General features: G+C 59.7%; 27 protein-coding genes and 1 pseudogene. 11 read left to right on the forward strand and 17 right to left on the reverse strand.

Annotation, left to right across the window (positions count from 1 at the left end):
* Positions 1-55 precede the first annotated feature (55 nt).
* The 8 genes from AB7M23_RS23220 to aroC all read right to left on the reverse strand — a co-directional run bounded on the left by AB7M23_RS23220 (position 56) and on the right by aroC (position 5,774).
* Positions 56-247: a PLDc N-terminal domain-containing protein gene (locus AB7M23_RS23220; RefSeq protein ID WP_099775484.1), complete on the reverse strand. Its 192-nt coding sequence runs from the start codon at positions 245-247 to the stop codon at positions 56-58.
* A 70-nt stretch (positions 248-317) separates the two neighbouring features.
* The gene (locus tag AB7M23_RS23225; RefSeq protein WP_454242123.1) at positions 318-848 is read right to left on the reverse strand and encodes a hypothetical protein; all 531 of its coding nucleotides are present in this window, start codon (positions 846-848) and stop codon (positions 318-320) included.
* 58 nt (positions 849-906) lie between these two features.
* Entirely contained in the window at positions 907-1,428 is a 522-nt protein-coding gene (locus AB7M23_RS23230; RefSeq protein ID WP_454242124.1) for an ankyrin repeat domain-containing protein, read from the reverse strand.
* A 183-nt stretch (positions 1,429-1,611) separates the two neighbouring features.
* Positions 1,612-2,295 (reverse strand): acireductone synthase, encoded by a 684-nt coding sequence (mtnC, locus tag AB7M23_RS23235; protein WP_065759881.1) that lies wholly within the window; start codon positions 2,293-2,295, stop codon positions 1,612-1,614.
* Between the two features lie 11 nt (positions 2,296-2,306).
* Positions 2,307-2,852 (reverse strand): 1,2-dihydroxy-3-keto-5-methylthiopentene dioxygenase, encoded by a 546-nt coding sequence (locus AB7M23_RS23240; RefSeq protein ID WP_065759880.1) that lies wholly within the window; start codon positions 2,850-2,852, stop codon positions 2,307-2,309.
* Between the two features lie 26 nt (positions 2,853-2,878).
* Positions 2,879-3,499 (reverse strand): methylthioribulose 1-phosphate dehydratase, encoded by a 621-nt coding sequence (locus tag AB7M23_RS23245; protein ID WP_102053189.1) that lies wholly within the window; start codon positions 3,497-3,499, stop codon positions 2,879-2,881.
* Positions 3,496-4,644, reverse strand: a complete 1,149-nt coding sequence (locus tag AB7M23_RS23250; protein ID WP_099775487.1) for an MFS transporter — start codon at positions 4,642-4,644, stop codon at positions 3,496-3,498. Before AB7M23_RS23250 ends, AB7M23_RS23245 begins: the two co-directional genes overlap by 4 nt.
* Before the next feature lie 38 nt (positions 4,645-4,682).
* Positions 4,683-5,774: a chorismate synthase gene (gene aroC / locus AB7M23_RS23255; RefSeq protein WP_065759877.1), complete on the reverse strand. Its 1,092-nt coding sequence runs from the start codon at positions 5,772-5,774 to the stop codon at positions 4,683-4,685.
* A 136-nt stretch (positions 5,775-5,910) separates the two neighbouring features.
* On the opposite strand from aroC, the gene AB7M23_RS23260 reads away from it, so the two are divergent.
* Positions 5,911-6,870 carry an alpha/beta hydrolase gene (locus tag AB7M23_RS23260; RefSeq protein WP_454242125.1) on the forward strand — a complete coding sequence of 320 codons (960 nt, stop codon included), beginning with the start codon at positions 5,911-5,913 and terminating at the stop codon, positions 6,868-6,870.
* Positions 6,871-6,976: 106 nt separating this feature from the next.
* Complete coding sequence (locus tag AB7M23_RS23265; RefSeq protein WP_454242126.1) at positions 6,977-7,774, forward strand: hypothetical protein; 798 nt, start codon at positions 6,977-6,979, stop codon at positions 7,772-7,774.
* Positions 7,775-7,856: 82 nt separating this feature from the next.
* Here AB7M23_RS23265 and prmB read toward each other — a convergent pair whose 3' ends face one another.
* Positions 7,857-8,765, reverse strand: a complete 909-nt coding sequence (prmB, locus tag AB7M23_RS23270; protein WP_454242127.1) for a 50S ribosomal protein L3 N(5)-glutamine methyltransferase — start codon at positions 8,763-8,765, stop codon at positions 7,857-7,859.
* A 187-nt stretch (positions 8,766-8,952) separates the two neighbouring features.
* On the opposite strand from prmB, the gene AB7M23_RS23275 reads away from it, so the two are divergent.
* The 5 genes from AB7M23_RS23275 (at position 8,953) to AB7M23_RS23295 (ending at position 11,589) form a co-directional block, all read left to right on the forward strand.
* Positions 8,953-9,543, forward strand: a complete 591-nt coding sequence (locus tag AB7M23_RS23275; protein ID WP_065759873.1) for a cysteine hydrolase family protein — start codon at positions 8,953-8,955, stop codon at positions 9,541-9,543.
* A gap of 68 nt (positions 9,544-9,611) precedes the next feature.
* Positions 9,612-9,932 (forward strand): hypothetical protein, encoded by a 321-nt coding sequence (locus AB7M23_RS23280; protein ID WP_454242128.1) that lies wholly within the window; start codon positions 9,612-9,614, stop codon positions 9,930-9,932.
* A gap of 53 nt (positions 9,933-9,985) precedes the next feature.
* Positions 9,986-10,543: a Smr/MutS family protein gene (locus AB7M23_RS23285; protein WP_065759871.1), complete on the forward strand. Its 558-nt coding sequence runs from the start codon at positions 9,986-9,988 to the stop codon at positions 10,541-10,543.
* Between the two features lie 69 nt (positions 10,544-10,612).
* A complete protein-coding gene (gene folE, locus AB7M23_RS23290) occupies positions 10,613-11,158 on the forward strand; it encodes a GTP cyclohydrolase I FolE (RefSeq protein ID WP_099775492.1) in 546 nt (181 codons plus the stop codon).
* A gap of 59 nt (positions 11,159-11,217) precedes the next feature.
* Positions 11,218-11,589, forward strand: a complete 372-nt coding sequence (locus AB7M23_RS23295; protein ID WP_065759869.1) for a glutathione S-transferase N-terminal domain-containing protein — start codon at positions 11,218-11,220, stop codon at positions 11,587-11,589.
* A 1,007-nt stretch (positions 11,590-12,596) separates the two neighbouring features.
* On the opposite strand, the gene AB7M23_RS23300 is transcribed toward AB7M23_RS23295, so the two are convergent.
* A complete protein-coding gene (locus AB7M23_RS23300) occupies positions 12,597-13,199 on the reverse strand; it encodes a glutathione S-transferase family protein (protein ID WP_065759868.1) in 603 nt (200 codons plus the stop codon).
* A gap of 147 nt (positions 13,200-13,346) precedes the next feature.
* Here AB7M23_RS23300 and AB7M23_RS23305 point away from each other — a divergent pair, with 147 nt between their 5' ends.
* Complete coding sequence (locus AB7M23_RS23305) at positions 13,347-14,540, forward strand: benzoate/H(+) symporter BenE family transporter (protein WP_099775494.1); 1,194 nt, start codon at positions 13,347-13,349, stop codon at positions 14,538-14,540.
* Between the two features lie 32 nt (positions 14,541-14,572).
* On the opposite strand, the gene AB7M23_RS23310 is transcribed toward AB7M23_RS23305, so the two are convergent.
* Positions 14,573-15,445 carry a methyl-accepting chemotaxis protein gene (locus AB7M23_RS23310; RefSeq protein WP_454242213.1) on the reverse strand — a complete coding sequence of 291 codons (873 nt, stop codon included), beginning with the start codon at positions 15,443-15,445 and terminating at the stop codon, positions 14,573-14,575.
* Positions 15,440-16,543, reverse strand: a pseudogene (locus AB7M23_RS23315) (HAMP domain-containing protein); the annotation flags it as partial. The gene AB7M23_RS23310 and the pseudogene AB7M23_RS23315, both read right to left, overlap by 6 nt.
* Positions 16,544-16,852: 309 nt before the next feature.
* Here AB7M23_RS23315 and AB7M23_RS23320 point away from each other — a divergent pair.
* Positions 16,853-17,857 (forward strand): NADP-dependent oxidoreductase, encoded by a 1,005-nt coding sequence (locus AB7M23_RS23320; protein WP_454242214.1) that lies wholly within the window; start codon positions 16,853-16,855, stop codon positions 17,855-17,857.
* Here AB7M23_RS23320 and pyrF read toward each other — a convergent pair.
* A complete protein-coding gene (pyrF, locus tag AB7M23_RS23325; protein ID WP_065759864.1) occupies positions 17,847-18,548 on the reverse strand; it encodes an orotidine-5'-phosphate decarboxylase in 702 nt (233 codons plus the stop codon). The genes AB7M23_RS23320 and pyrF overlap by 11 nt on opposite strands.
* A gap of 146 nt (positions 18,549-18,694) precedes the next feature.
* Here pyrF and AB7M23_RS23330 point away from each other — a divergent pair, with 146 nt between their 5' ends.
* Entirely contained in the window at positions 18,695-18,862 is a 168-nt protein-coding gene (locus AB7M23_RS23330; RefSeq protein ID WP_065759863.1) for a DUF2897 family protein, read from the forward strand.
* Positions 18,863-18,980: 118 nt separating this feature from the next.
* Here the strand turns inward: AB7M23_RS23330 and AB7M23_RS23335 are convergent, their stop codons facing one another.
* A complete protein-coding gene (locus tag AB7M23_RS23335; protein WP_065759862.1) occupies positions 18,981-19,301 on the reverse strand; it encodes a ComEA family DNA-binding protein in 321 nt (106 codons plus the stop codon).
* Positions 19,302-19,574: 273 nt separating this feature from the next.
* On the opposite strand from AB7M23_RS23335, the gene AB7M23_RS23340 reads away from it, so the two are divergent.
* Positions 19,575-20,411, forward strand: coding sequence for a lipopolysaccharide kinase InaA family protein (locus AB7M23_RS23340; protein WP_454242129.1), 837 nt, complete (start codon positions 19,575-19,577; stop codon positions 20,409-20,411).
* A 79-nt stretch (positions 20,412-20,490) separates the two neighbouring features.
* Here AB7M23_RS23340 and AB7M23_RS23345 read toward each other — a convergent pair whose 3' ends face one another.
* The 3 genes from AB7M23_RS23345 to AB7M23_RS23355 form a co-directional block, all read right to left on the reverse strand.
* Positions 20,491-21,747, reverse strand: a complete 1,257-nt coding sequence (locus tag AB7M23_RS23345) for an O-antigen ligase family protein (protein WP_454242130.1) — start codon at positions 21,745-21,747, stop codon at positions 20,491-20,493.
* Between the two features lie 26 nt (positions 21,748-21,773).
* Positions 21,774-23,153 (reverse strand): undecaprenyl-phosphate glucose phosphotransferase, encoded by a 1,380-nt coding sequence (locus AB7M23_RS23350; protein ID WP_454242131.1) that lies wholly within the window; start codon positions 23,151-23,153, stop codon positions 21,774-21,776.
* Between the two features lie 142 nt (positions 23,154-23,295).
* Positions 23,296-24,688, reverse strand: a 1,393-nt coding sequence (locus tag AB7M23_RS23355; RefSeq protein WP_454242132.1) for a mannose-1-phosphate guanylyltransferase/mannose-6-phosphate isomerase, incomplete at its 5' end; no start/stop codon positions are given.

Raw genomic sequence — 24,688 nt, forward strand, 5'->3', positions numbered from 1 at the left:
TTGTCGATCATGACAGGTCGAATATTCGTCGAGGCACCGCAGGCCGCGCAGGCACCTACAGACGGACATTGCCCCGGGGGCCGGCAATCGCCCAGATGATCAGGCCCAGCACCGGCAACAGCAGGATCAGCAGCACCCAGAGCACCTTGGGCCCGGTCCCTACGCTGCTTTTAATCACATTGATGATTGCCCAGATGTCCAGGGCCAGGATGATCAGGCCAAGAAAGCCATTAAATGTCGAACCCATGATGCCGCTCCTGTGACGGGATGTGTCACTGAGCATAGCCAGCGCTCAACACCCTGGTGTCCACACCGACTTAAACGTGCAAGGCCAGCCGCAGTGCTTCAAGCGACGGCGCGGCGGCAATCCCGACTTCGGCAGCCAACTCAAGCACCCGCTCCAGGTCGTTGCCGTAAACCAGCACGACCTGCAACTCATCGTCGAGCGGCTCACTGAAGTCGAGCAACACATAGCCGCCCGCCTCTTTGTTCATGCTGCTCATCTGGATCTGGATGCGGTTGAGTGCGGTCAAGGCTTCCGTCTTGGCCAATTGCTTGGGCTTGATGTTGAACGCCACATCGGGGCCGAAGGAGGCGACGATCTGGGCAAACAGATCCTGGTAGCTGTCAGCCTGGAACAGCACGGTGTCCGGCAGGCTGCCCACCACAACCCATTCACCCAGGGGAATCGGGAAGGTGTCGTCGTAGTTGATATCGGGGTTGGCGGCCAGAAACCCGGCTGGATCGGCATACGCCTGAGCGGCTTCGTCAGCGATCCGCTCGATGTCATCCTCACGCAGACAGCCGGAGCTGATTTTGCCGATGAGTTCGACCAGTTGGTTTTTCATGAGGGGCCCCTTACGACGATAAAAGGCGCCAAGGATAACGGTAAACACCCACCGAGGGTTAGCCGGCCAGCGCTTGCAACTGCGTCACGGCGTCCTGCGCGCCCATGGCCTGGGCTGCGCCTAATGCGCTCATGCCCTTGGCATCTGCACGTTTGGGGTCGGCCCCCTGTGCCAGCAGATAGTCCACGATTGCGGTTCGGTTGAACATCGCCGCCATCATCAATGCCGTACGACCATCAGCCGTCGCCGCCTCGACACTGGCGCCCTGCTCCACCAGCAGTTGCACCATGGCCAGGTCGCCCTTGAATGCGGCGCCGGCAAGCGGCAGTTGGCCATTGTTGTTGGCGACGTGCGGATCGGCACCGTGCTGCAACAACACACGCACCGCCTCGACATGGCCATGGTAGCTGGCAAGCATCAACAGGCTGTCGCCCTTGTGGTTGCACAGATTGGCCGGCAACCCCTGCTGCAACAAGCGCTCAAGAACAACGGCATCACCTTGACGAGCGCAATCGAAAACCTGCTCGGCAAAGGCAATGGCTTCGTCGTTGAGTTGTTCGCAAGTGAGTTGGTCGGACATGGGGGGCTCCTGGCTGCCGGAAAAGCCCAAGTCTTGGCCAGCACGGGCTGGGGGTCAACGCGGAATAACGCATTGATGCAACAGAAGAAATCTATTGGTACGCAGGGGTGCCCGCGAGTTCGCGGCGTTTGCATCGCGGGCAAGCCCGGCTCCTACAAGCAGGCTTGCCTGTGATGCAAAGCGTCAGAACTGGTTTACGTCGATCAAGGCGAAGCTGACTACATTGCTGTGGCCCGCCAGTTCCCCACCCTGGCGTACCAGCCCGCAGGTCGCCATGCCGGCCTGCTGAGCTGCATCCAGTTCTTCGACGATGTCCGAGAGGAACAGGATCTGCTCTGCCGGCAAATCAATCGCCTGGGCGATGGTGCGGTAGGATTGCGCCTCGCGTTTACCACCGGACGTCGTGTCGAAATACCCGCTGAACAGCGGGGTCAGGTCGCCGGCTTCAGAGCAGCCGAAAATCAGCTTCTGCGCCTGAATGGAGCCCGAGGAATACACGTACAGGGCATAGCCTTCCTGATGCCAGCGCTTGAGCGCTTCAACCGCATCCGGGTAGACATGGCCCTTGAGCAGCCCCGCCTGATAGCCCTCGGCCCAGACCATGCCTTGCAACGCCTTGAGTGGCGTGGCCTTGCGGTCTTCAGCAATCCACTGCAGCAAGATTTCAATTACCCGCTCAACGTCAGCAGCGGGCTCATTGCTGTCTGTGCGCACAGCCTGCAATTGGGCCGCCACGGCAGGCTCAGCCGCATGGGTACGGACAAAATCGGGCAGGTGCCTGGCCGCGAACGGAAACAGCACGTCGAAGACAAAACTCACCGCGCTGGTAGTGCCTTCAATGTCGGTGAGGATGGCTTTGATAGTCATGCAGGCTCCGGTCAGTCGTCGATACGCGGGAATTGATCGGCGATTTTGTCGCCGGTGAACTGCGCTACCCAACCTTCAGGGTTGTTGAACAGGCGAATGGCAACGAAATGCGGGTTCTCGCCCATGTCAAACCAGTGAGGGGTGCCGGCCGGCACCGAGATCAGGTCGTTCTTCTCGCAGAGCACGGCGTAGACATACTCGTCGATGTGCAGGGTAAACAGACCTCGCCCGGCGACGAAAAAGCGCACTTCGTCTTCCGCATGGCGGTGTTCATCCAGAAACTTGGCACGCAGTTCGGCTTTCTGCGGGTGATCACTGTTCAGGCTTACCACATCGACGGTGATGTAGCCGCATTCGGTCATCAGCTTGTCGATCTGGGCCTGGTAGGCCGCAATCACCTCTTCCTGGCTAGCGCCCGGCTGGATCGGCGCATTGGCGGCCCAACGCTCGAAACGCACGCCCTGCTCTGCCAGGGTCGAGGCGATGTCCTCAACGTGGGTCAGCACCTTGTTCGGGATGTCCGGGGTGGACTGGTGGTACACGGTCAGGCTGCTCATCAGGGGCAACTCCTAGTTGTAGCGACTCAACGACCGGTAACCGATCGCACTTTCAATTCACACTCGAAGAGGAATTCGAAGGCTTCGACCTGACGCAACGCGTCACTCATGCGCGGGCCCCAGGTGTACAGGCCATGGCCACGGATCAGGTAGCCGACGCAGTCGGGGTGCGCCTCAAGCCAGGGCTGAACCTTGGCCGCCAGGCGGGCGATGTCCTGATCGTTCTCGAAAATCGGCACCTGCACCGTCGACTCGTGGGTCGAGATACCACTGAAGGCTTTCTGCAGTTCATAGTCTTCGAACACCAGGTAGTCCCCAGCGGTCACCCGTGACAACACCGTGGCATTGACCGAGTGGGTATGCAGCACGGCCCCGATGTCTGCCCGCCAGGCGTACAACTGGGTATGCAGCAAGGTTTCCGCCGAGGGTTTCTTGCCCGGCTCCAGGCTGTTGCCAGCAAGGTCGGTGGCCAGGACATCGTCCACGCCCAACTGACCTTTGTGCTTGCCGGAGACCGTCAACAGCGCCTGATCCGCCGCCAGGCGGGTGGAATAGTTGCTGCTGGTGGCCGGCGACCAGCCACGGCCATAGAGGAAGCGCCCGGCTTCGATGATTTCCAAGGCCAATTGTTCACGGGTAAGGCTCATGCCCTGTCCTCTTTCATTCGAGTCGCAATGATAACGGCTGCCGCCACGGCAGCGACGCTGGCAATACTAAAGGTTGTAGTGGGGCCCAGCGCATTCCAGCTGTAGCCCGAGTACAAGGCACCCAATGCGCCACCGGTGCCAGCCAATGCGGCATACAACGCCTGCCCCTGCCCTTGCTGGCGCGCCCCGAAGCTGCGCTGCACGAAGGCGATGGCCGCAGCATGAAAACTGCCGAAGGTGGCCGCATGCATCAATTGCGCGACCAGCAACACGGCCAGGTGCTCGGCGTACTCACCCAGCAGCATCCAGCGTAACGCTGCCAACAGGAAACTGGCCAACAGCACCCGGCGCAACGACACCCGCGCCATGATCCAGCTCATGGCCAGAAACATCAGCACCTCGGCCACCACGCCCAACGACCAGAGCAGGCCAATGGTGCCACGGCTGTACCCCAATCGCTCAAGGTGCAGGGTCAGAAAGGTGTAGTACGGGCCATGGCTCAATTGCATCAGGGCCACACAGGCATAAAAAGCCAGCACGCCGGGGCGAAGCAATTGCTGGATAAACCCCTCGCCAGCATCGCGCACATGCTGCCCGGGCGGGTGTGCATTGGGCACCCACAGGCTGGCCAGGACGATACCGGCCATGATCACTGCCAGCGCCACCGGGTAGATATCCAGGCTGAGCCATTCGAACAACCGGCCCAGCCCCGCAACCGTCAGGATAAAGCCGATTGACCCCCACAAGCGGACCTGGCTGTAGCGTGCGGTCTGCCCCTGCAGGTGTGCCAGGGTAATGACCTCGAACTGCGGCAGCACCGCGTGCCAGAAGAACGCATGCAGGGCCATCACCAACGCCAGCCAGGCGTAGCTCTTATCGATGAAGATCAGCGAAAAACTCGCCAGCGTCGACAACGCACCAAGCCGCACGATCAGCAGGCGCTGGCCGGTGCGATCGCCCAGCCAGCCCCACAGATTCGGCGCCACGCAGCGCATCAGCATGGGGATGGCCACCAGCTCGCCGATCCGCGCACTGGAAAACCCCAGGTGATCGAAGTACAGCGCCAGGAATGGCGCTGTCGAACCGAGCAAGGCGAAATAGAACAGATAGAAGCTGGACAGTCGCCAGTAAGGAATCGGCGCCACGGCTCAAACGGCCATGGCGCGATCGAACACTCGGGGCATTACAACTGGCCCAGCACCGGCGTGCTGACCTTCACATCGGCATTCTGCCCACGGTGACGCAGCAGGTGGTCCATCAGCACGATGGCCATCATCGCCTCGGCAATCGGGGTGGCACGGATACCTACGCAAGGGTCGTGGCGCCCTTTGGTGATGACGTCGACCGGGTTACCGTCGATATCGATCGAACGGCCCGGGGTGGTGATGCTCGACGTTGGCTTGAGCGCCAGGTGCGCGACAATCGGCTGCCCCGAGGAGATCCCGCCCAGAATGCCGCCAGCGTTGTTGCTGAGGAAACCTTCCGGGGTGAGCTCGTCGCGGTGTTCGGTACCGCGCTGGGCCACGCTGGCGAAGCCCGCACCGATCTCCACACCCTTGACTGCGTTGATGCTCATCAGTGCATGAGCCAGCTCGGCGTCCAGGCGATCAAAGATCGGCTCGCCCAGGCCAGGCATGACGCCTTCGGCGACAACGGTGATTTTCGCCCCGACCGAGTCCTGGTCGCGACGCAGCTGGTCCATGTAGGCTTCCAGCTCTGGCACTTTGTCCGGGTCTGGGCTGAAGAACGCGTTCTGCTCCACCGACTCCCAGGTCTTGAAGGGGATTTCAATCGGCCCCAACTGGCTCATGTAGCCACGAATGGTGATGCCCTGGCTGGCCAGGTACTTCTTGGCGATGGCACCGGCGGCCACCCTCATCGCGGTTTCGCGCGCCGAACTGCGGCCACCGCCACGGTAGTCACGTACACCGTACTTGTGGTGGTAGGTGTAATCGGCATGCGCCGGGCGGAACAGGTCCTTGATCGCCGAATAGTCCTTGGACTTCTGGTCGGTGTTGCGGATCAGCAGGCCAATTGCGCAGCCGGTGGTACGGCCCTCGAAAACGCCGGAGAGGATTTCGACTTCGTCGTCTTCCTGGCGTTGCGTGGTGTGGCGGCTGGTACCAGGCTTGCGCCGGTCCAGGTCGTGTTGCAGGTCGGCCAGCGAAAGCTCGAGGCCCGGCGGGCAGCCGTCGACAATGGCGACCAACGCCGGACCATGGCTTTCGCCAGCGGTGGTGACAGTGAACAGCTTGCCATAGGTATTGCCGGACATGCAGGACGCTCCGCGAATCAGCCTGATTTGAACAAGGCCGCCAGTATACGCACGCTAACCGGCGAGTTCATCCCTGTTGGCGAACCTTCTAGCCCGGCGTTTGTCCAACTTTCATCTTTCCAGCAGCGGCCCTGTAATGTTACGCGCCCTCACCCTGCTTCTTCTGTGCCTCAGCAGCCTCGCCCAAGCGGCGGCCCCCAGCGTTCTACAGCGGCCCCTGGACCTCGATACAGGCGCCGGCATCCTGCGCGGCAGCCTGCTGCTGCCCCGCAGCGAGCGACCGCCGCCCGTGGTGTTGATCATTGCCGGCTCAGGCCCGACCGACCGCGACGGCAACAACCCCAACGGCGCTCACACCGACAACCTCAAACGCCTGGCGCTGCTGCTCGCACGCAACAATATCGCCAGCGTGCGCTATGACAAACGCGGCGTTGCCGCCAGCCAGGAGGCGACACCCGACGAACGTGACCTGAGCGTCGAGGGTTATGTGGCCGATGCCGTAGCCTGGGGCCGTGCGCTCAACGCCGACCCACGCTTCGGCCCACTGGTGCTGCTGGGCCACAGCGAAGGTGCATTGATCGCCAGCCTGGCGGCCGAACCGGCCGGGGCCAGTGCAGTAATTGCAGTGGCTGGCAGCGGGCGCCCGGTGCATGACGTGCTGCATGCCCAGATAGCCGAGCGCGTACCTGATCGTTACCAAGCACGGGCCCAGGCGATCATCGACCAGCTCAAGGCCGGTCGCACATCGAGCGATGTTCCCCCGCCCTTGCAGGACATTCTGCGCCCCAGCGTTCAACCCTATTTGATTTCACTGTTCCGGCAAGACCCGGCAGCCGCCTTTGCCCGCTTGAAAGTTCCGGCGCTGATCGTGCAAGGCAACCATGACGTGCAGGTCAGTGTCGACGATGCCCAGCGCCTGAAGGCCGCCAAACCCGATGCCGAACTGGCATTGATCGAGGGCATGAACCATATGCTGCGGATCGCCCCGGCTGACGTGCACCAACAACAGCAAAGCTACCTCAACCCGGCGCTGCCACTGGCCAGTGCACTGGGCGAGAGAATCGTCGAGTTTATTCGTCGATTGCCGGCAGCTTGAGCAGAAGTTCCGGAAAAATGCACTCCAGTCCAGGCCAACCCTGCCGATAAGCCGGTGCTGGCATCCAAATTACGGCCAGCCTGCTGCGCACAAGAGGATTGCCGTGATGACCGATGCCCCACCCCAGGATGCCCCCGAAGCAAGCGCCGAAACGGCCGCTCCAGAACCTGCCCCGCTGCCGTGGGAAGACCTGAAGCCGGAGCACTTTCGCATGCTGCGCCTGGCCCCGCTGCCGACCGACCGGGCCACCGGTGCGCGGCCCTTGCGTTTCGTCCAGTACGGCTATGCCGAACGGCACAGCAAGACGCACAGCCTGCTGCGTATGGAGATTCGTCTGCCTGGGCAAAAAGTGCGCAAGGAGCAAAATCGCCTGGACATCCGCGTCGACCATGAGACGCACCACGTGAGCTTCGGCCCTGACAGTGGCCTGCAGATGGAGCCACTGAACCGTGGCGTCGGACGTTTTCTGCTGGCTCAAGGGGTGCAGTGGGCACAACAAAAGTGGTCGCACTACCGGATCGAGGGTGCGGCACTCCCGAGCAAGGACGCGCTGAACGAAGACACCCGCCAACGCCGTGACCATGTGCTGAAAAACGTCGGGCTGGAGGTCGAGTACGCCGATGTCCAGCACATGAAAGGCCGCTACCTGGAAGTGCAGGTAGGTGAGCTCAAGGGTGGCTGGAACAACGAGAAAGTCCAACAGGTCGAGATCATCGAGGCTGCGGGCATGCTCCAGCAGGCCGAACAGACCCTGCAGGAAAAAGAAACGCAACTGCGTGAGCGGGACGAGCGCGTGAACAAATACAAGCGCGAGGACAGCGGCCTGCGCTTCACCATCACCTGCCTGGTCGCCTTCGCCGTGTTCCAGGCCGGGCTGCTGATCTGGATTGCAACCCAACGCTGACAACCTGCAGGTGCCATCGCTGGCAAGCGCCCCACCGTACTTGTGGGGTTTGGCTTGCCAACGATACAGACGCCGCTAGCGCTTACACCCGCGAAGCAAACAGCGCCTGATGCTCACGGCACTGCTGCGCCGTCAGCATGAATACGCCGTGACCACCGCGCTCGAAGTCCAGCCAGGCAAAATCCACCTCGGGGTACAAGGCCGACAGGTGCACCTGGCTGTTGCCCACTTCGACAATCAACAAGCCCTTCTCGGTCAGGTGATCCGCCGCTTCAGCCAGCATCCGCCGGACCAGGTCCAGGCCATCGTCGCCACAGGCAAGGCCCAGCTCCGGCTCATGGTGGTACTCATGCGGCATGTCGGCGAAGTCTTCGGCATCGACATACGGCGGGTTGGACAGGATCAGGTCGAAACGCTGCCCCGGCAGCCCCTCGAAGCCATCGCCCTGAACAGTAAAAACCCGCTCTTCCAGGCCATGACGCTCGATGTTCTGATTGGCGACTTCCAAGGCCTCGAAGGACAGGTCGGCCAGCACCACTTCAGCGTCCGGGAACACTTCGGCACTGACGATACCAATGCAGCCAGAGCCGGTGCACAGGTCAAGAATGCGCTGCGGCTCTGCCGCCAACCACGGCTCGAAACGCTTTTCGATCAACTCGCCAATGGGTGAGCGCGGAATCAGTACACGCTCGTCGACGATGAACGACATACCGCAGAACCACGCCTCACCCAACAGGTAAGCCGTCGGAACGCGGTCTTCGATGCGACGCTTGAGCAGTGCCTGAAGGTGCGCCACTTCCTCGTCTTCGAGGCGGCAGTCAAGGTAGCTGTCGGCCACTTCCCATGGCAGGTGAACTGCGCCCAGCACCAGCAGGCGCGCCTCGTCCCAGGCGTTGTCGGCGCCATGGCCGAAGAACAGCTCCTTCTCGTGAAAACGGCTGACAGCCCAACGAATATGGTCGCGCAGGGTGCGCAGGCGGGAAGTGGTCACGGTAGACTCCTAGAGAAACGACCGGCGATTCTAACAGCCTGGCCAGGAATATGGCTGCCCATGACGTTTTAAGCGATTGGCCAACATGGCTGCAGGCCACTAACCACGCCGCTTGTACGCTAAGCGATTCACATCTGCGTCCAAGCAGGGGAGAATAGGCGAAAAGCCCTATCCAAAGGAGCCCCTGATGTCCGTTCCAATGACGATGTTCCACCTCAGCGGTCGCGGTTATCCGCCGGCCAAGCTGAGTAACGCCAGCCTGGTGATTATCGATGCGCAGAAAGAGTACCTGAGTGGTCCTCTGGCGCTGTCAGGCATGGACGAAGCCGTGGCCAACATCGGCAAACTGCTCGACGCGGCGCGCAAGGCCGGCCGACCAGTGATTCACGTACGCCACCTCGGCACGGTTGGCGGCCTGTTCGACCCACAGGGCGAACGTGGCGAGTTCATTCCCGGCCTCGAGCCACAGGGCGATGAAGTCATCATCGAAAAACGCATGCCTAACGCGTTCAAGAACACCAAGCTTCATGAAGAACTGCAGAAACTCGGTCATCTGGACCTGATTGTCTGCGGTTTCATGAGCCACTCCAGCGTCAGCACCACCGTACGTCGGGCCAAGGACTACGGCTACCGCTGCACCCTGGTCGAAGACGCCTGCACCACCCGCGACCTGCCCTTCAAGGGCGGCGTGATACCCGCAGCGCAGATCCAGCAAAGTGAAATGGCGATCATGGCCGACAACTTTGCCTGCGTGACCCAAGTCGCTAGCCTGATTTGACCTGACAGCTGGCGGAACCACATCGGTACTTTCAGGTCGAAGGCCCGATATCCATAGAGGAAATCGGAATGAAATTATCCGATGGTTTCGACGCCAAGCGCCTTCGCTCACGCGAACCGCGTAATTGGTCAATGCGTTTTGCGGCTGCCTTTTCGGCCCTGCTGGCGACCCTTGGCGTACTGCTGGCGATGGCCGGCACCGCCAGCCTGTTGGGCCATGCACCCGCCTTGGGCGAGCTGACCAACAACCGAGCCGCGGCGGCTGTCATCGTCGGCGCGGGCGTGTTGCTGCTGTGGCTGGGCGTATGGCTGTGGCGCCGTTGCCGGGCACGGCTGCGGCGTGGCCGGGAACTCAACCTGGCACCACACTTGATGAAAAAGCACGATTGAATTAACGAGACGCGGGGAGTCGCGTAAACTGCGCCGCCCAGGCGGAGGCTTACATGCAAGACGACGATTTTTCCCTGTTCAAGAGCGAAGTGCGCGGCGTCAAGCCGATCAAGCATGATCGCGCCGAGATTGGCAAACCCAAGGCCGACCGCAAGCAATTGGCCGGCCTGCGCCAAGCGGCGACCGTGCGCAGCGACCAGACAATAGTCGACGGGCTTTCCGACCAGTTCGTGATCGATGTCGGCCCGGAAGATGACCTGCACTGGAGCCGTGACGGTGTCCAGGAAAGCCAGATGCGCAAGCTCAAGCTTGGGCAGATCGCCTTTGAGGGCAGCCTCGACCTGCATGGCATGAGCGTGGAAAAAGCCCGGGAAACCCTCTGGGACTTCCTCGCCGAAGCCACCCGCTTCGAGGTGCGCTGTGTACGGGTTACCCACGGCAAGGCGGTACGCCTGGATGGCAAACGGCCAATGATCAAGAGCCACGTCAACACCTGGCTGCGTCAACATCCGCAGGTGCTGGGTTTCACCTCCTGCCAGGCCCGTCACGGCGGCACTGGCGCGGTGTATGTCATGCTCAAACGTACCATGCTCGAAGGACGCGACGAGTAAGCTGTGCTTGCAGCGCCGCCGCCGCCGCCGTACCCTTCGCGTTTGCGATTATTCCCCACAGGTAGATCCATGTCCCTGGAACAGAACTACACCGCGATCCTCGGCCAACTGGGCGAGGATGTCTCCCGCGAGGGCCTGCTCGACACGCCCAAGCGTGCCGCGAAGGCCATGCAGTACCTTTGCCGCGGTTATTCCCAAACCCTGGAAGAGGTGACCAACGGAGCGCTGTTCAGCTCCGACAACAGCGAAATGGTCCTGGTCAAGGACATCGAGCTGTACTCGCTGTGCGAGCACCACCTGCTGCCGTTCATCGGCAAGGCGCATGTTGCCTACATCCCGTCTGGCAAGGTCCTGGGCCTGTCGAAAGTCGCGCGTATCGTCGACATGTACGCCCGCCGCCTGCAGATCCAGGAAAACCTCAGCCGCCAGATCGCCGATGCTGTCCAGCAAGTGACTGGTGCCCTCGGCGTGGCCGTGGTCATTGAAGCCAAGCACATGTGCATGATGATGCGCGGCGTAGAAAAGCAGAACTCATCCATGGTCACCTCGGTGATGCTGGGTGAGTTCCGCGAAAATGCCGCCACCCGCAGCGAGTTCCTCAACCTGATCAAGTGATCGGTTGTACACCTTCAAGCCGACCTCACGGGGTCGGCTTTTTATTGTGAGATGCCGTCATGATCGTCAAAGCCCTTCGCATTGGCCTCGGCCAACTGATCGTCGTTCTCGACCTGATCACCCGCCCGCGCAAACTCAAGCGTGACCCGGCCGTACAAGCCAAGATCGAACAGCATGCAAAAGGCCTGAGCCTGTATCAGTTCCACGCCTGCCCCTTCTGCGTGAAAACCCGCCGCACCCTGCACCGCCTGAACGTGCCAGTGGCCCTGCGTGATGCAAAGAACGACGAACAGCATCGCCAGGCCCTGCTTGAAGGTGGCGGCAAGATCAAAGTACCGTGCCTGCGCATCGAAGAAGACGGCAAGACCACCTGGATGTATGAATCCAAGGCGATCATCGCGTACCTGGATCAGCGCTTCTCAGCAGCCTGAGGCGACGCCATCGCAGGCCAACCTGCTCCAACAGAGCACGCGCCAGCTGTAGGAGCCCGCACCAGCTGTAGGAGCCGGGCTTGCCCGCGATGCAAACGCCGCGAACTCACGGGCACCGCGCCGACGCCATCGCAGGCAAGCCAGCTCCAACAGAGCACGCGCAGCCTGTAGGAGCCGGGCTTGCCCGCGATACAAACGCCGCGAACTCACTGACACCCCACCGACGCCATCGCAGGCCAGCCAGCTCCAACAGAGCCCGCACCAGCTGTAGGAGCCGGGCTTGCCCGCGATGCAAACGCCGCGAACTCACGGGCACCCCGCTGACGCCATCGCAGGCCAACCTGCTCCAACAGAGCACGCGCCAGCTGTAGGAGCCGGGCTTGCCCGCGATGCAGACGCCGCGAACTCACTGTCACCCCGCCGACGCCATCGCAGGCAAGCCAGCTCCAACAGAGCCCGCGCAACCTGTAGAAGCCGGGCTTGCCCGCGATGCAAACGCCGCGCACTCACTGGCACCCCGCCGAGGCCATCGCAGGCAAGCCAGCTCCAACAGAGCCCGCGCAACCTGTAGGAGCCGGGCTTGCCCGCGATGCAAACGCCGCGAACTCACGGGCACCGCGCCGACGCCATCGCAGGCAAGCCAGCTCCAACAGGCCCCGCGCAACCTGTAGGAGCCGGGCTTGCCCGCGATGCACACGCCGCGCACTCACTGGCACCCCGCCGACGCCATCGCAGGCAAGCCAGCTCCAACAGAGCCCGCGTAACCTGTAGGAGCCGGGCTTGCCCGCGATACAAACGCCGCGTACTCGCTGACACCCCGCTGACGCCATCGCAGGCAAGCCAGCTCCAACAGGCCCCGCGCAACCTGTAGGAGCCGGGCTTGCCCGCGATGCAAACGCCGCGAACTCACGGGCACCGCGCCGACGCCATCGCAGGCAAGCCTGCTCCAACAGAAAACCCACATGCCCTGCGCGGCCCACCGAGGCAGGCGCCGCTACTTCAGATAGTTAGCCCAGCATGGTCACATGGCGTGGATGGCTGGCCACGCGCTTGAGCCATGCCTGGATCGCCGGGTAACCAGAAAGGTCGAAGCCGCCTTCATGGGCGACATGGGTGTAGGCATACAAGGCCACGTCGGCTATCGAATACTCATCACCCACCAGATAAGGCGTTAGCTGCAGCTGCTTCTCCATCACCCGCAAGGCCTTGTGCCCGCCTTTTTGCAGCTTCTTGTACTCGTCCAGCCGGTCTTCAGGCAGCCTCAGGTAGAACTGGATGAAACGCGCCACGGCCAGGTAAGGCTCATGGCTGTACTGCTCGAAAAACTGCCATTGCAGCACCTGGGTTCGCAGGCGCGGCTCGGTGGGCAAATACTCCGTACCGTCCGCGAGGAAGTTCAAAATGGCGTTGGACTCCCACAGGCAGGTGCCGTCCTCAAGCTCCAGCACCGGCACCTTGCCGTTAGGGTTCTTGGCAAGAAACTCGGGGGTCTCGGTGTCGCCACTGAGGATGTTGATGGGGTGCCACTCATAGGGCAGGTTCAGCAGGTGGAGCATCAGCTTGATCTTGTAGCAGTTGCCCGACTGGTAATCACCATAGACCTTGTACATTTCCCCTCCCCTTTTGAGTGCTGAAACGAAACTGTCTGCAATAGTTGGTGACTGTACGGCCAAATGCAACGATTGCTGTACTGCAAACATCGCGGGAGTGCAGGTTAGTCTGAAAAATCTGCTTACACACGAACAAGGACTGCCCGCATGACCGACGCCACTTCTGCGCACCTGCGCCCACTGGCCGATTCTTCCCCCTCCGCAGTGGTCGCCGGCTTTATCGCCATGCTCACCGGCTACACCAGTTCATTGGTGTTGATGTTCCAGGCGGGTCAGGCGGCTGGGCTTAGCAGCGGGCAGATTTCTTCCTGGATCTGGGCCCTGTCGATTGGCATGGCGGTATGCAGCATCGGCCTGTCGTTACGCTACCGCACACCGGTGACCATCGCCTGGTCAACCCCGGGGGCAGCGCTGTTGATCACCAGCCTGGGCGGCGTCAGCTATGGCGAAGCCATCGGCGCCTACATCACCTGCGCCGTGCTGGTGGTGATCTGCGGCCTGACCGGGAGCTTCGAGCGTTTGGTCAAGCGCATCCCTGCCTCGTTGGCGTCGGCCTTGCTGGCGGGCATTCTGTTCAAGATCGGCAGCGAGATTTTCATTGCAGCCCAGCACCGAACCCTGCTGGTACTGGGAATGTTCTTCAGCTACCTGGTGATCAAGCGCCTTTCGCCTCGCTATGCGGTGCTCGCGGCCTTGCTGGTGGGTACGGCGCTGTCCGGCGCCCTTGGCCTGCTGGATTTCAGCGGCTTCAGCCTGGAAGTGGCAACGCCGGTGTGGACAACCCCGTCCTTCTCACTCGCCGCCACCATCAGCATTGGTATCCCGCTGTTTGTCGTCGCCATGACGTCGCAAAACATGCCAGGTGTTGCCGTACTGCGCGCCGATGGTTATCAAGTGCCAGCCTCGCCACTGATCACGGTTACTGGCCTAGCCTCGCTGGTGCTGGCACCGTTCGGCTCGCACGGCATCAACCTTGCCGCCATCAGCGCGGCCATCTGCACCGGCCCGCATGCCCACGAAGACCCGAGCAAGCGCTACACCGCCGCCGTCTGGTGCGGGATTTTCTACGGTATTGCCGGGGTATTCGGGGCGACGCTGGCGGCCTTGTTCGCGGCGCTGCCCAAGGAGCTGGTGCTGTCGATTGCCGCCCTGGCGCTGTTTGGCTCGATCATGAACGGGTTGACCGTGGCCATGAACGAAGCCAAGGAGCGTGAGGCAGCACTGATCACCTTTATGGTCACCGCCTCGGGCTTCACGCTGTTTTCCGTGGGTTCGGCGTTCTGGGGGATCGTGGCCGGGGTACTGACGCTAATGATTCTGAACTGGCGCAAGGCCGCCTGAGCGCAGCGGCCTTAGGTGGGCAGCGCCAGCCCTCACAAGCGGAAGTGCCCGACCATCCCTTTCAACTCGGTGCCCAGCTGTGCCAGTTCAATACTTGAACTGGCATTGCCCTGCATGGCCAGCGCGGACTGATCGGCACTGCAGCGAATGTTGCTGACGCTACGGTTGATCTCCTCCGCCACCGAACTCTGCTGCTCGGCAGCGGCGGCAATCTGCTGGTTCATCTGCTGAATCAAAGACACTGCAGCCGCAATACTGCCCAAGGCACTCTCCGTCTGCAGTGCATCGGCAACCGCCAGCTTGACCAGCTCACCACTGCCCTGAATCTGTTCAACCGAAGCCTGGGCGTTACTGCGCAGGCTACTGACCAACCGCTCGATTTCTTCGGTGGACTGCTGGGTACGCTTGGCCAGTGCCCGCACCTCATCCGCGACCACCGCAAAACCACGCCCCTGTTCGCCTGCCCGTGCGGCTTCGATGGCTGCGTTGAGCGCCAGCAGGTTGGTCTGCTCGGCCACGCTCTTGATTACCTCGAGCACCTTGCCGATGTTCTGCACCTCGGCACTCAAGCGCTCGATGCCTTCACTGGCCGACGTGGAAGCACTGGCCAACGCCTCGATACGCTGCATGCTCTGGCGCACTACCTGATGGCCGCTCTCAACCTTTTCATCCGCCGCCTGTGCCGCTTGAGCGGCTTCTTCGGCATTGCGGGCCACATCGTGAACGGTCGCGGTCATCTGGTGCATGGCCGTGGCAACCTGTTCCGTTTCCTCCTTCTGGCTGCTGACCTCACGGTTAGTCTGCTCGGTGACGGCCGACAACGACTGAGCATTGCCGGCCAACTGCTCGATACCCGCCTGCAACCCGCTGACGATACCTGCCAGGCCACTGCCCATCTGCTGCATGGCCAGCAGCAACTGGCCCACCTCATCATGCCGATCAACGGCAATGTCGCCGCTCAAATCGCCAGCAGCGATCTGCTGAGCACGGCCAATCACCCGGCGCAACGGCCCAACGATCGCCCGCGTAATCAACCATGCGGCAACAACACCGACCACCAGCGCCAACAGTGAAGCGGCAATAATCAGCCAGGTGTTACGCCCAAGCTCAGCCTGCATGGCCGCCTCTTCAGCGGTCGACGCCTGATCGACCTGCGCCATGACCTGCTCGGCGCGCTGCTGCAGCTGCTGTTTAAGTTGTTGTTCGCGGGCCAGCAGGTCGGTGTATTCGCCGAGTTTCTCGCCAAAGCTGGCAATATGGGTGGCCACCTCCGTGAGCACGGCCTGGTAACCGGCATCCTGCACACTGCCCTTCAATTGCGCGACCAGCGCTGCCGCTTGCTCCGCCTGCTCGATACGCCCCTGACGAACGTCCTCTGCGCCCTTGCGGCTCTGCTCCAGCCGTACCCGAGCCTCGTCCATGGCCAGCAGCATCAGCCGCGCCACCTGGGCGACCTGACCGGCCTGCTCAACGAACTCCGCCCCTCGCGTGCCCTGTGAGTCTTTCAGGGTCCAGGTGCCGTCATCCGCGAGCCCGGCTTGCAAGACGTCAAGGTTATTGGCAACGCTGGAGACCGACCAATTGGCCATGTCCAGCGCCAGCTCCTTGGCCTGAGTCAACTCGACGACCTGGTCGAATGCCTGGCGATAGGCAAGCAGTGACGGCTCGACACTCGCGCTGGCCAGCTGCGGCAGTTCACGGGCCTGCGCCTGCAAAACCTCCACCCCTTGGTGCAAGGCTTCAACCGCCTTGGGATCGGACGTCAGCGCGTAGGTCTGCTCACGCAGGCGTACCTGCAACAACGCATCGTTGACCGCAGTCATTTGCTTGAGGCCATCGAAACGTTTGCCTACGCCAAACAACGCGGCAACACCCAGCCCCGCCACCAGCGTCGTCAACAACAACACCAGGCTAAACCCAAGGCCCATCTTGCGAGCCATTCCCCAATTGGCAAAACCACCCTTGCTGGCCGAATTCATTGCGCCCCGCTCCCCTGCTGCCATCCCGGAAACCCCGGAAAATCCCCAGGACGCAGAGTGGCAATCACGCAAGCCGCCGCACAAGCCTTTGGCGTCGGAATAATGGCAAAAAGCTAGGTGTGCGTCGTTTTCAGTAAGCTGAAGGTCGCGCTGACGATGCCTGGGTTACCGCCTGAAAATACCCGCAGTACGGGACAGGCCACATTCGGCAAACAGCCCTTCAGGCTCAATCACCCAGATCAATCATCGAGTATTTCGCCAAACGCTAACCCTTGCCGATACCGCCCGCAGGGGCTATGAAAAGGCTTGACCTTTTCATTAGAGAACGACGCCATGCCCGCCTTGAACAACCGCCGTTTCCTGCTCGCCAAACGCCCAGTGGGCGCCGTGACGCGGGATGACTTCACCTTTGAGCAGGTGCCCGTCGACGAGCCGGCAGACGGCCAGGTGCTGGTCAAAAACCTGTACCTGTCGCTGGACCCGGCCATGCGCGGCTGGATGAATGAGGGCAAGTCCTACATTCCACCAGTGGCACTCGGTGAAGTGATGCGCGCCTTGGGCGTTGGCGAAGTGATCGCCTCGAAACACCCCGACTTCGCCGTGGGCGACTACGTCAACGGCGCACTCGGCGTACAAGACTACTTCCTCGGGGCGCCCAAAGGCTTCTACACCATCGACCCACGGCTGGCACCGCTGCCGCGCTACCTGTCGGCACTGGGCATGACCGGCATGACTGCCTACTTCGCCCTGCTGGACGTTGGCGCACCCAAGGCCGGTGAAACCGTGGTGATATCCGGCGCGGCCGGTGCGGTCGGCAGCATCGCCGGGCAGATCGCCAAGCTCAAAGGGTGCCGCGTGGTCGGGATTGCCGGTGGGCAGGAGAAGTGCCGCTACCTGGCCGATGAGCTGGGCTTCGATGGCGTCATTGACTACAAAGCCGAAGACGTCCTCGAAGGCCTCAAGCGCGAGTGCCCCAAGGGTGTGGATATCTATTTCGACAACGTTGGTGGCGACATCCTGGATGCCGTGCTCAGCCGCCTGAACTTCAAGGCGCGGGTGGTGATTTGCGGCGCCATCAGCCAGTACAACAACAAGCAGGCGGTCAAAGGGCCGGCCAACTACCTGTCGCTACTGGTGAATCGGGCACGGATGGAAGGCTTTGTGGTGATGGACCACGCCCCGCAGTTTGCCGCCGCCGCGCAGGAAATCGCCGGCTGGCTGGCCACCGGCATGCTGAAAAGCCGGGAGGACGTGGTCGAAGGGCTGGAAACCTTCCCCGAAACCCTGTTGAAGCTGTTTAACGGGGAAAATTTCGGCAAGCTGGTGCTTAAGCCCTGATCTCGGCAACCACGTCGGCCAGCGCCTTGGCTGGATCGGCGGCCTGGCTGATCGGACGACCGATCACCAGGTAGTCGGAGCCGGCATCCAGCGCCTGACGAGGTGTCAGGATACGGCGCTGGTCATCCTGAGCGCTGCCCGCAGGGCGGATACCCGGGGTGACCAGTTGCAGCGACGGATGAGCCGCCTTCAGCGCCGGGGCTTCCAGAGCCGAGCAGACCAAGCCGTCCATACCGGCCTTCTCGGCCAGCGCAGCCAGGCGCAGCACCTGCTCTTGCGGCTCGATGTCCAGACCGATGCCGGCCAGGTCTTCGCGTTCCATACTGGTGAGCACGGTGACCCCAATCAGCAGCGGCTGAGGGCCGCTGCGCTGGGCCAGCACGTCACGGCAGGCCGCCATCATGCGCAGGCCACCGGAGCAATGCACGTTCACCATCCACACGCCCATTTCGGCAGCCGCTTTGACAGCCATGGCGGTGGTGTTCGGAATGTCGTGGAATTTCAGGTCGAGAAACACCTCGAAGCCTTTTTCACACAGGCTCTCGACGATGCCCGAAGCGCTGCTGGTGAACAGCTCCTTACCGACTTTGACCCGGCACAGGCTAGGGTCCAGCTGATCGGCCAGCTTCAGGGCGGCGTCACGGGAGGGGAAATCCAGGGCGACGATAATAGGCGTCTGGCAGACGGACATGGGCAAGTCTCTTGGCAAGTCGAAATCGGCGCGCATTGTAGCCGATGCAGCGGCGCAAGGGGGCCCACTGATCACGAATTCGCCGTCAACCCGCTAGCCCTCTTATACTTCAGGTAATACACCTAACATTAGACAAGGAGCACCCCATGCCCTGGTATGCCTGGTTGATCCTGGTGGTTGCCCTTGGCTCCATCATTGGCGGCCTGATGCTGCTGCGCGACACCGCACAAAAACTGCCGCTGACCGAAGAACAGCTCAAACGCATTCACGAACGCAACGCCGAAATGGACGCCAAAGACGCCAAGGACCGCTAAACATGCGGGACCGAGCCCGCCCGATAGAGTAGGAGCGGGCTTGCCCGCGATGGAAGGCAACACCTCCCCAGCGCCAAACGCTCACAACGCCGCGCCGACAAATCCGCCCCACTCCCGATCAGTTAACCGTCAACTTATCGCGATTGCGCTCCAGCAGCGCTTTGCCAATACCCTTGACCTCCAGCAGCTCATCAACCGACGCAAAGTCACCGTGAGCCTCACGGTAGGCGACGATAGCCTCGGCCTTGGCTTTACCGATACCGGTCAATTCACTTTGCAGGGCAGCGGCACTGGCTTTATTCAAATCAACCTTACCCACGCTTTGCTCAACAACAACCTGAGCTGCAGGCTGGGCCGGGGCCGTTGGCGCCGCCGACGCGGGCAATGAAAAGGTCGCGAACAGGGCTAACAGCAGAGAGGACAAGTACATATGGCGCATAAGGTGACACTCCTTGGGTCGTTTGCTTGCTGAGGCAGCTTTTCCTTGGCTGCCCCTGAAACCTAGCCCCTGGGTACCGTGCGTCAAACGCGATAAGCCGAGGATTCTTTACTAAATTCGACAGCGCATTCGCCCCCAGCCTCACCTGCATACCCCAACAGACGCCCACCCAAACGAATGCAAAATTCGTAAAGGAAATGTAAAAAAAATGTAAAAAAACCAAAAAATGCTATGTTCATCAGTCACATGGCATTTTGATATAGGGCTTCAAACGTGGGTAGGGATCCAAAACAACTGGTCAAGGACTTCCCTTTTACCTACACCCATCAGCGCTCGACCCTGCACTTCAGCACGCCGATTACGCCCCGTGTCGCTGACGCGATGAAACATTTGCTAAACCAGGCACGCCAAGACAAACGCGTGAGTGCGCCGGTACTCAGCAGCGGTTGCCACCTGTTCGCAAAACGCCAGCCCATCGACACCTTGAAGAAAAAAATGCGTATCGCCAGAGGCAGCGCCAAACGCTGCGGTATGTATGACTGGCCCATAGAAGAGTTGATGAACACGGCTGAAGCCCAACGGCGCGGTGTATGCGTGCCGTCGTTGATCGCCTTTGGCTACACCCGCTCGCCTGTGGGGCTGGCAAACGACGTGATCATCATCACCGAGCTACTGCCCGACCACACCGATGGCCTGGAATGGGTGAATGCCAACCCTCATGGGGTTGAACACCTCATCGCAAAAACGTTCGAATTGCTGCACGCCCTGAACAGCAAAGGCATCATCCACATGGACCTGTGGGCCGCAAATGTGATGCTCGCCAATACCGGCGACGCCCCTGCACATGCCATCGACCTTGAGAACTGCTTCCTGAAAGCGCCCGAAGACCTGAGCGAAACCCTGGGTTTTCAGTTTGGCTTTTTCTACCACCGGGAAATTTATCGCTTCATCACAGAAGTACGGTACGACGCGCTGGTGTACGACGCGCTGAAAGCGTACCCGGCTGTGGATAAGTCACGGTTTGCCAAGGTGTACGAGGAGAGCAAGCACCAGCATATTGGGCGCAAGGAACGGCGGGGGGTGTTTTGCGGAGAGGTGGTTGTGGGGTGAGCCGGGGAACTCCGGACAATAGTCCGCAGTTCCCGCATGTTGAAAAAGGCAGACGCGCAATGCGCCTGCCTCAAAGCTACTAATTCAACGCCGCGGTTTGATCAGCATCTTTAGGCCGCATCGGCACCGCCAACAAAATAGCCACTGGCAACCAGAACAACGTCCAGTAGTCACCAGGTCGAGTAAAGATCCGCTCAACATCCGTAAGCATGGCGATCAGCGCAAAGACCAATGCCGGAAATGCAAGGCGCACCCAATAGTTGCTGCGCAGTTTCCACGCTTTATGTGCCAACGCCAGTAGACCCGCGCCTAGCAACGCAAGCGAAACGATGCCGCTATCGTAGACCTGTTGGAGGTACAAGCTATGGGCATGAGGGGAAACTTGAACACCATCAGGCCAGCGATACTCAAAGGGTGTGCCCAGCCCGTGCCCGACGGCCCAGTGCCCTGACATCACTTTAAAATAATAGACCCAAATAGGCCCGCGCCCAGACAACTGCTTTTCCTGAAATTCAATGACCAACTGCGGCCAAAACTTGATGACCAGTGCAAGAACAAGCACTGTACCAATCCCCAGCAACCACCAACCGAGCCTGGAGTTTTGTAAAATGACGACAGCCACAATACCACCCAGCAAAGCAAACCATGCCCCCCTGGTATAGGTCAACAATACATAGAGGCTCAACAGCATGAAGATAGCGAGCCAAAACAGCACTGACTTGAACACCGTGCGCTTATCCAATGCCACACCGAGCGCCCAAATAGCAATTGCACCATGGAAAATACCGGCCACTACAGGCCAGCCGTAATTGGCAAAATTGCCGATACCCGAGCGATCTATACGATAAGCACGATAGGCCAGTGGTTTATCCAGAATGCCAAACTGATAAACAATACTGACAAGGGCACCTACAGCCACCATGACCACCCCTGCCAACAACGCTTTTTTCAGAAAGGCCTCATTGTAGGACATTAATAAGTAGATCGCTTGAAGATACAGGGCAATCAACAACCCTCGCTTCGCAAGCGAGAACGCATCCTTTTCAGACCCTGTTGCCCATAGTGCACTCAAGCCGACCCAAAACAGAAAAAAAATCCACGGAATGTAGTGAGCCGACGGTAAACATTTACTCCGAACAATCAACTTGTAAAAAACAAAAATCAGCGCCGGCAAAAGTAGCCATATATATACTTGAGCATTCCTCGCGCTACCGGACTGAATCCAAACCTTACCACTTAACTGAATAAACAAACCAATAGCCAGCATCCAGATCAAAACGAGCTGCCAGCTTCGGCCTCTAGAGCAGTCACCCCGTAATACTTCTACTCCATTCATAGCCACCACTACTTCCCCAAGCAAAATCAAAATGCGTTTTTATTAATGAAGCCTTTAAAAACAGTTAGAAAAATTATTTTAAGGTCAATCCAAAGCGACCAGTTATCGATGTACCAGAGATCGTACTCGACACGCTTTTGCATTTTTTCAAGCGTATCAGTCTCCCCGCGGTAGCCGCTGACCTGAGCCCAGCCGGTAATACCTGGCTTGACCTTATGCCGCTGCATGTAAGACTCGACCAAGTCCTTGTAGTACTCGTTATGCGCCAACGCATGAGGGCGAGGCCCAACAATCGACATACGCCCTTGGAGCACATTGAAAAACTGCGGCAATTCATCAAGGCTGGTACGTCGTAAAAACGCCCCGACTTTAGTCACACGCACATCGTTGCGCGTGGCTTGGGTAACGCCACCTTCGCTATGCACTACCATTGAGCGAAATTTGTACACTTTGAAATGTTTGCCGTTGATGCCCGTTCGATACTGTTTAAACAAAATCGGCCCCGGGGACGACACCTTGATTGCGACAGCAATCATCAGGCAAACCGGGAGTATCAAAAGGCTGATCAAGCCTCCGATGATCAAGTCCTCAAGGCGCTTGACCACCAACGCCGAACCATCCATCGGGCTGCAGCTAAGGTCCAATGAATACAAGCCAGCAATATGGCTCACCTTGTGGTTCAGCAAGCGGATATCGCCCCATTCCGGAATGAAGCGAACCGCAACGGTGTGGTGGCGAAGAGCATACATGATGGAGCGAATGACGCCCCCTTCACTGAGCGGCAGGCACAGCCATACTTCATGCACACCTAACTCATCAACTTTGGCGACCAGGCTGTCCATCCAGTCGTCGTTTTGACTAAACGCAAGGTTTGCGGAAATACGAAAACCGTCCTCTTCCAAGGTGCGGCCACTGTTTAGCTGGCTGGCGGACTGCCCTCCAGAATCAACCAGCAGTACGCTCTTCAGGTTCAGCCCAGAGCCACGTATGCGGCGTAAAAACAAAAATACGGAAAGGCGCAGCAACAAACACAATGCGCCTCCCGAAAACAACATTACACTGAACCAGATGCGAGAATAGTTATCTGAAACCTTCAGGAAAAACGTCAACGATAAAAGAATGCCTGCGGCAGACAGCCAGCAAACCACCAGGACACTGAGTTGACGCCAGAAGGACTGACCTCGTTGCGAGCCATAAACACCGCCCAACGCCAGGCAGATCACGACCACAATGGCCGTAATCATCGTTGCGGTGTTGTAACGCCCCGTCATTTCAAAGTGCTGAAAACGGTAATGGAAGGCAAACAAGCCCGCCACCAAGACGATGACCATGTCCGTTAACGCGACAAAAAAAGGAACGGGATACCGTTCTGCAAATGTTGGTTGATACCGATGAGTGACTTGCATGTCTTTGAACAGGCCCCAATCTCTATAAAACACTGGTTAGCGTACACTGCAGCCAGGCACTGCCCCCGCAGCCAAAACCCCCAACCCTACACAGCAATTCAGAGCCGCCAGCACCGGCCAGCACCGCCTGAGTCACTATCAGTCATGCTTTATTTTTTGGTTTGACACGCCCGTACTTGTCTTCAAAGCGAACGATATCGTCTTCCCCCAGGTACGTACCTGATTGAACCTCGATGAGCTCCAACGGGATAACGCCTGGATTTTCCAAAGCATGAACCTGGCCGATAGGTATGTAAGTGGATTGGTTCTCGGTGACCAGATAGGTTTTGTCGCCATTGGTGACACTCGCCGTACCACTCACCACAATCCAGTGTTCGGCACGGTGATGGTGCATCTGAACGGATAGCTTGGCTCCCGGTTTTACGGTGATACGCTTGACCTGATAACGATGCCCACTGTCGATCGAATCGTATACCCCCCAAGGACGATACACTTCACGGTGATTGGTATGCTCATGGCGCTGGTCCTGCTTGAGCTGCTCAACAATCTTTTTGACGTCTTGCACATGACTCTTGTGGGCAACCAGGACAGCATCCTTGGTCTCAACAATAATCAGGTCCTCGACCCCTACCGTCGTCACCAAGCGATGCTCGGCATGCACATAGCTATGACGAGTACCGTGTTGAAGGACATCCCCCTTCAAGACATTCCCGTTGCTGTCCTTTTCGCTGACATCCCACAGTGCAGACCATGACCCGATGTCACTCCATCCAGCATCCAGCGGCACCATGGCGGCATCGGCCGTTTTTTCCATCACCGCATAATCGATCGAGTCGTCCGGGCACTCGCTAAATGCATTTGCATCAATACGGGTGAAGTACAGGTCCTGCTCTGCACCTGCCAATGCCTGCCGGCACGCCTTAAGAATGTCGGGCTGGAACGCCTCCAGCTCTGCCAGGTAGCGGCTGGCACGAAACATGAACATGCCACTGTTCCAAAAATAGTCCCCAGAAGCAACATAATGCTGGGCAGTGGGCAAGTCCGGCTTCTCAACGAAACGGTTAACCTTGAACCCTTCACTACCAAGCACTTCGCCCTTCTGGATGTAGCCATAACCGGTTTCAGGATAGGCCGGTACGATGCCAAAGGTGACAAGCTTGCCTGCTTTGGCTAACACCGTGGCAGCCTCTATACTGGCATGGAACGCAGGCACGTCCTGAATCAAGTGATCGGCAGCCAAAACCAGCAGCAACGGATCCTGACCTTCTTCTATGGCCTGCAATGCCGCCAAAGCAATAGCAGGTGCCGTGTTACGCCCCATTGGCTCCAGCAGAATGTTGGCCTGCTCCAGGCCAATCTGACGTAGCTGCTCTGCTGCAAGAAACCGATGCTGCTCGTTGCAAATCAAGCGTGGAGTTTGGGCGTCCAGCCCCTGCAGGCGCTCAATCGTTGCCTGCAGCATGGACTGATTCTGGTCGACCATCGGCAAAAATTGCTTAGGGTTAAGTTGACGCGAAAGCGGCCAGAGACGCGAG

It is taken from the genome of Pseudomonas sp. HLS-6 TE3448, assembly GCF_053629555.1.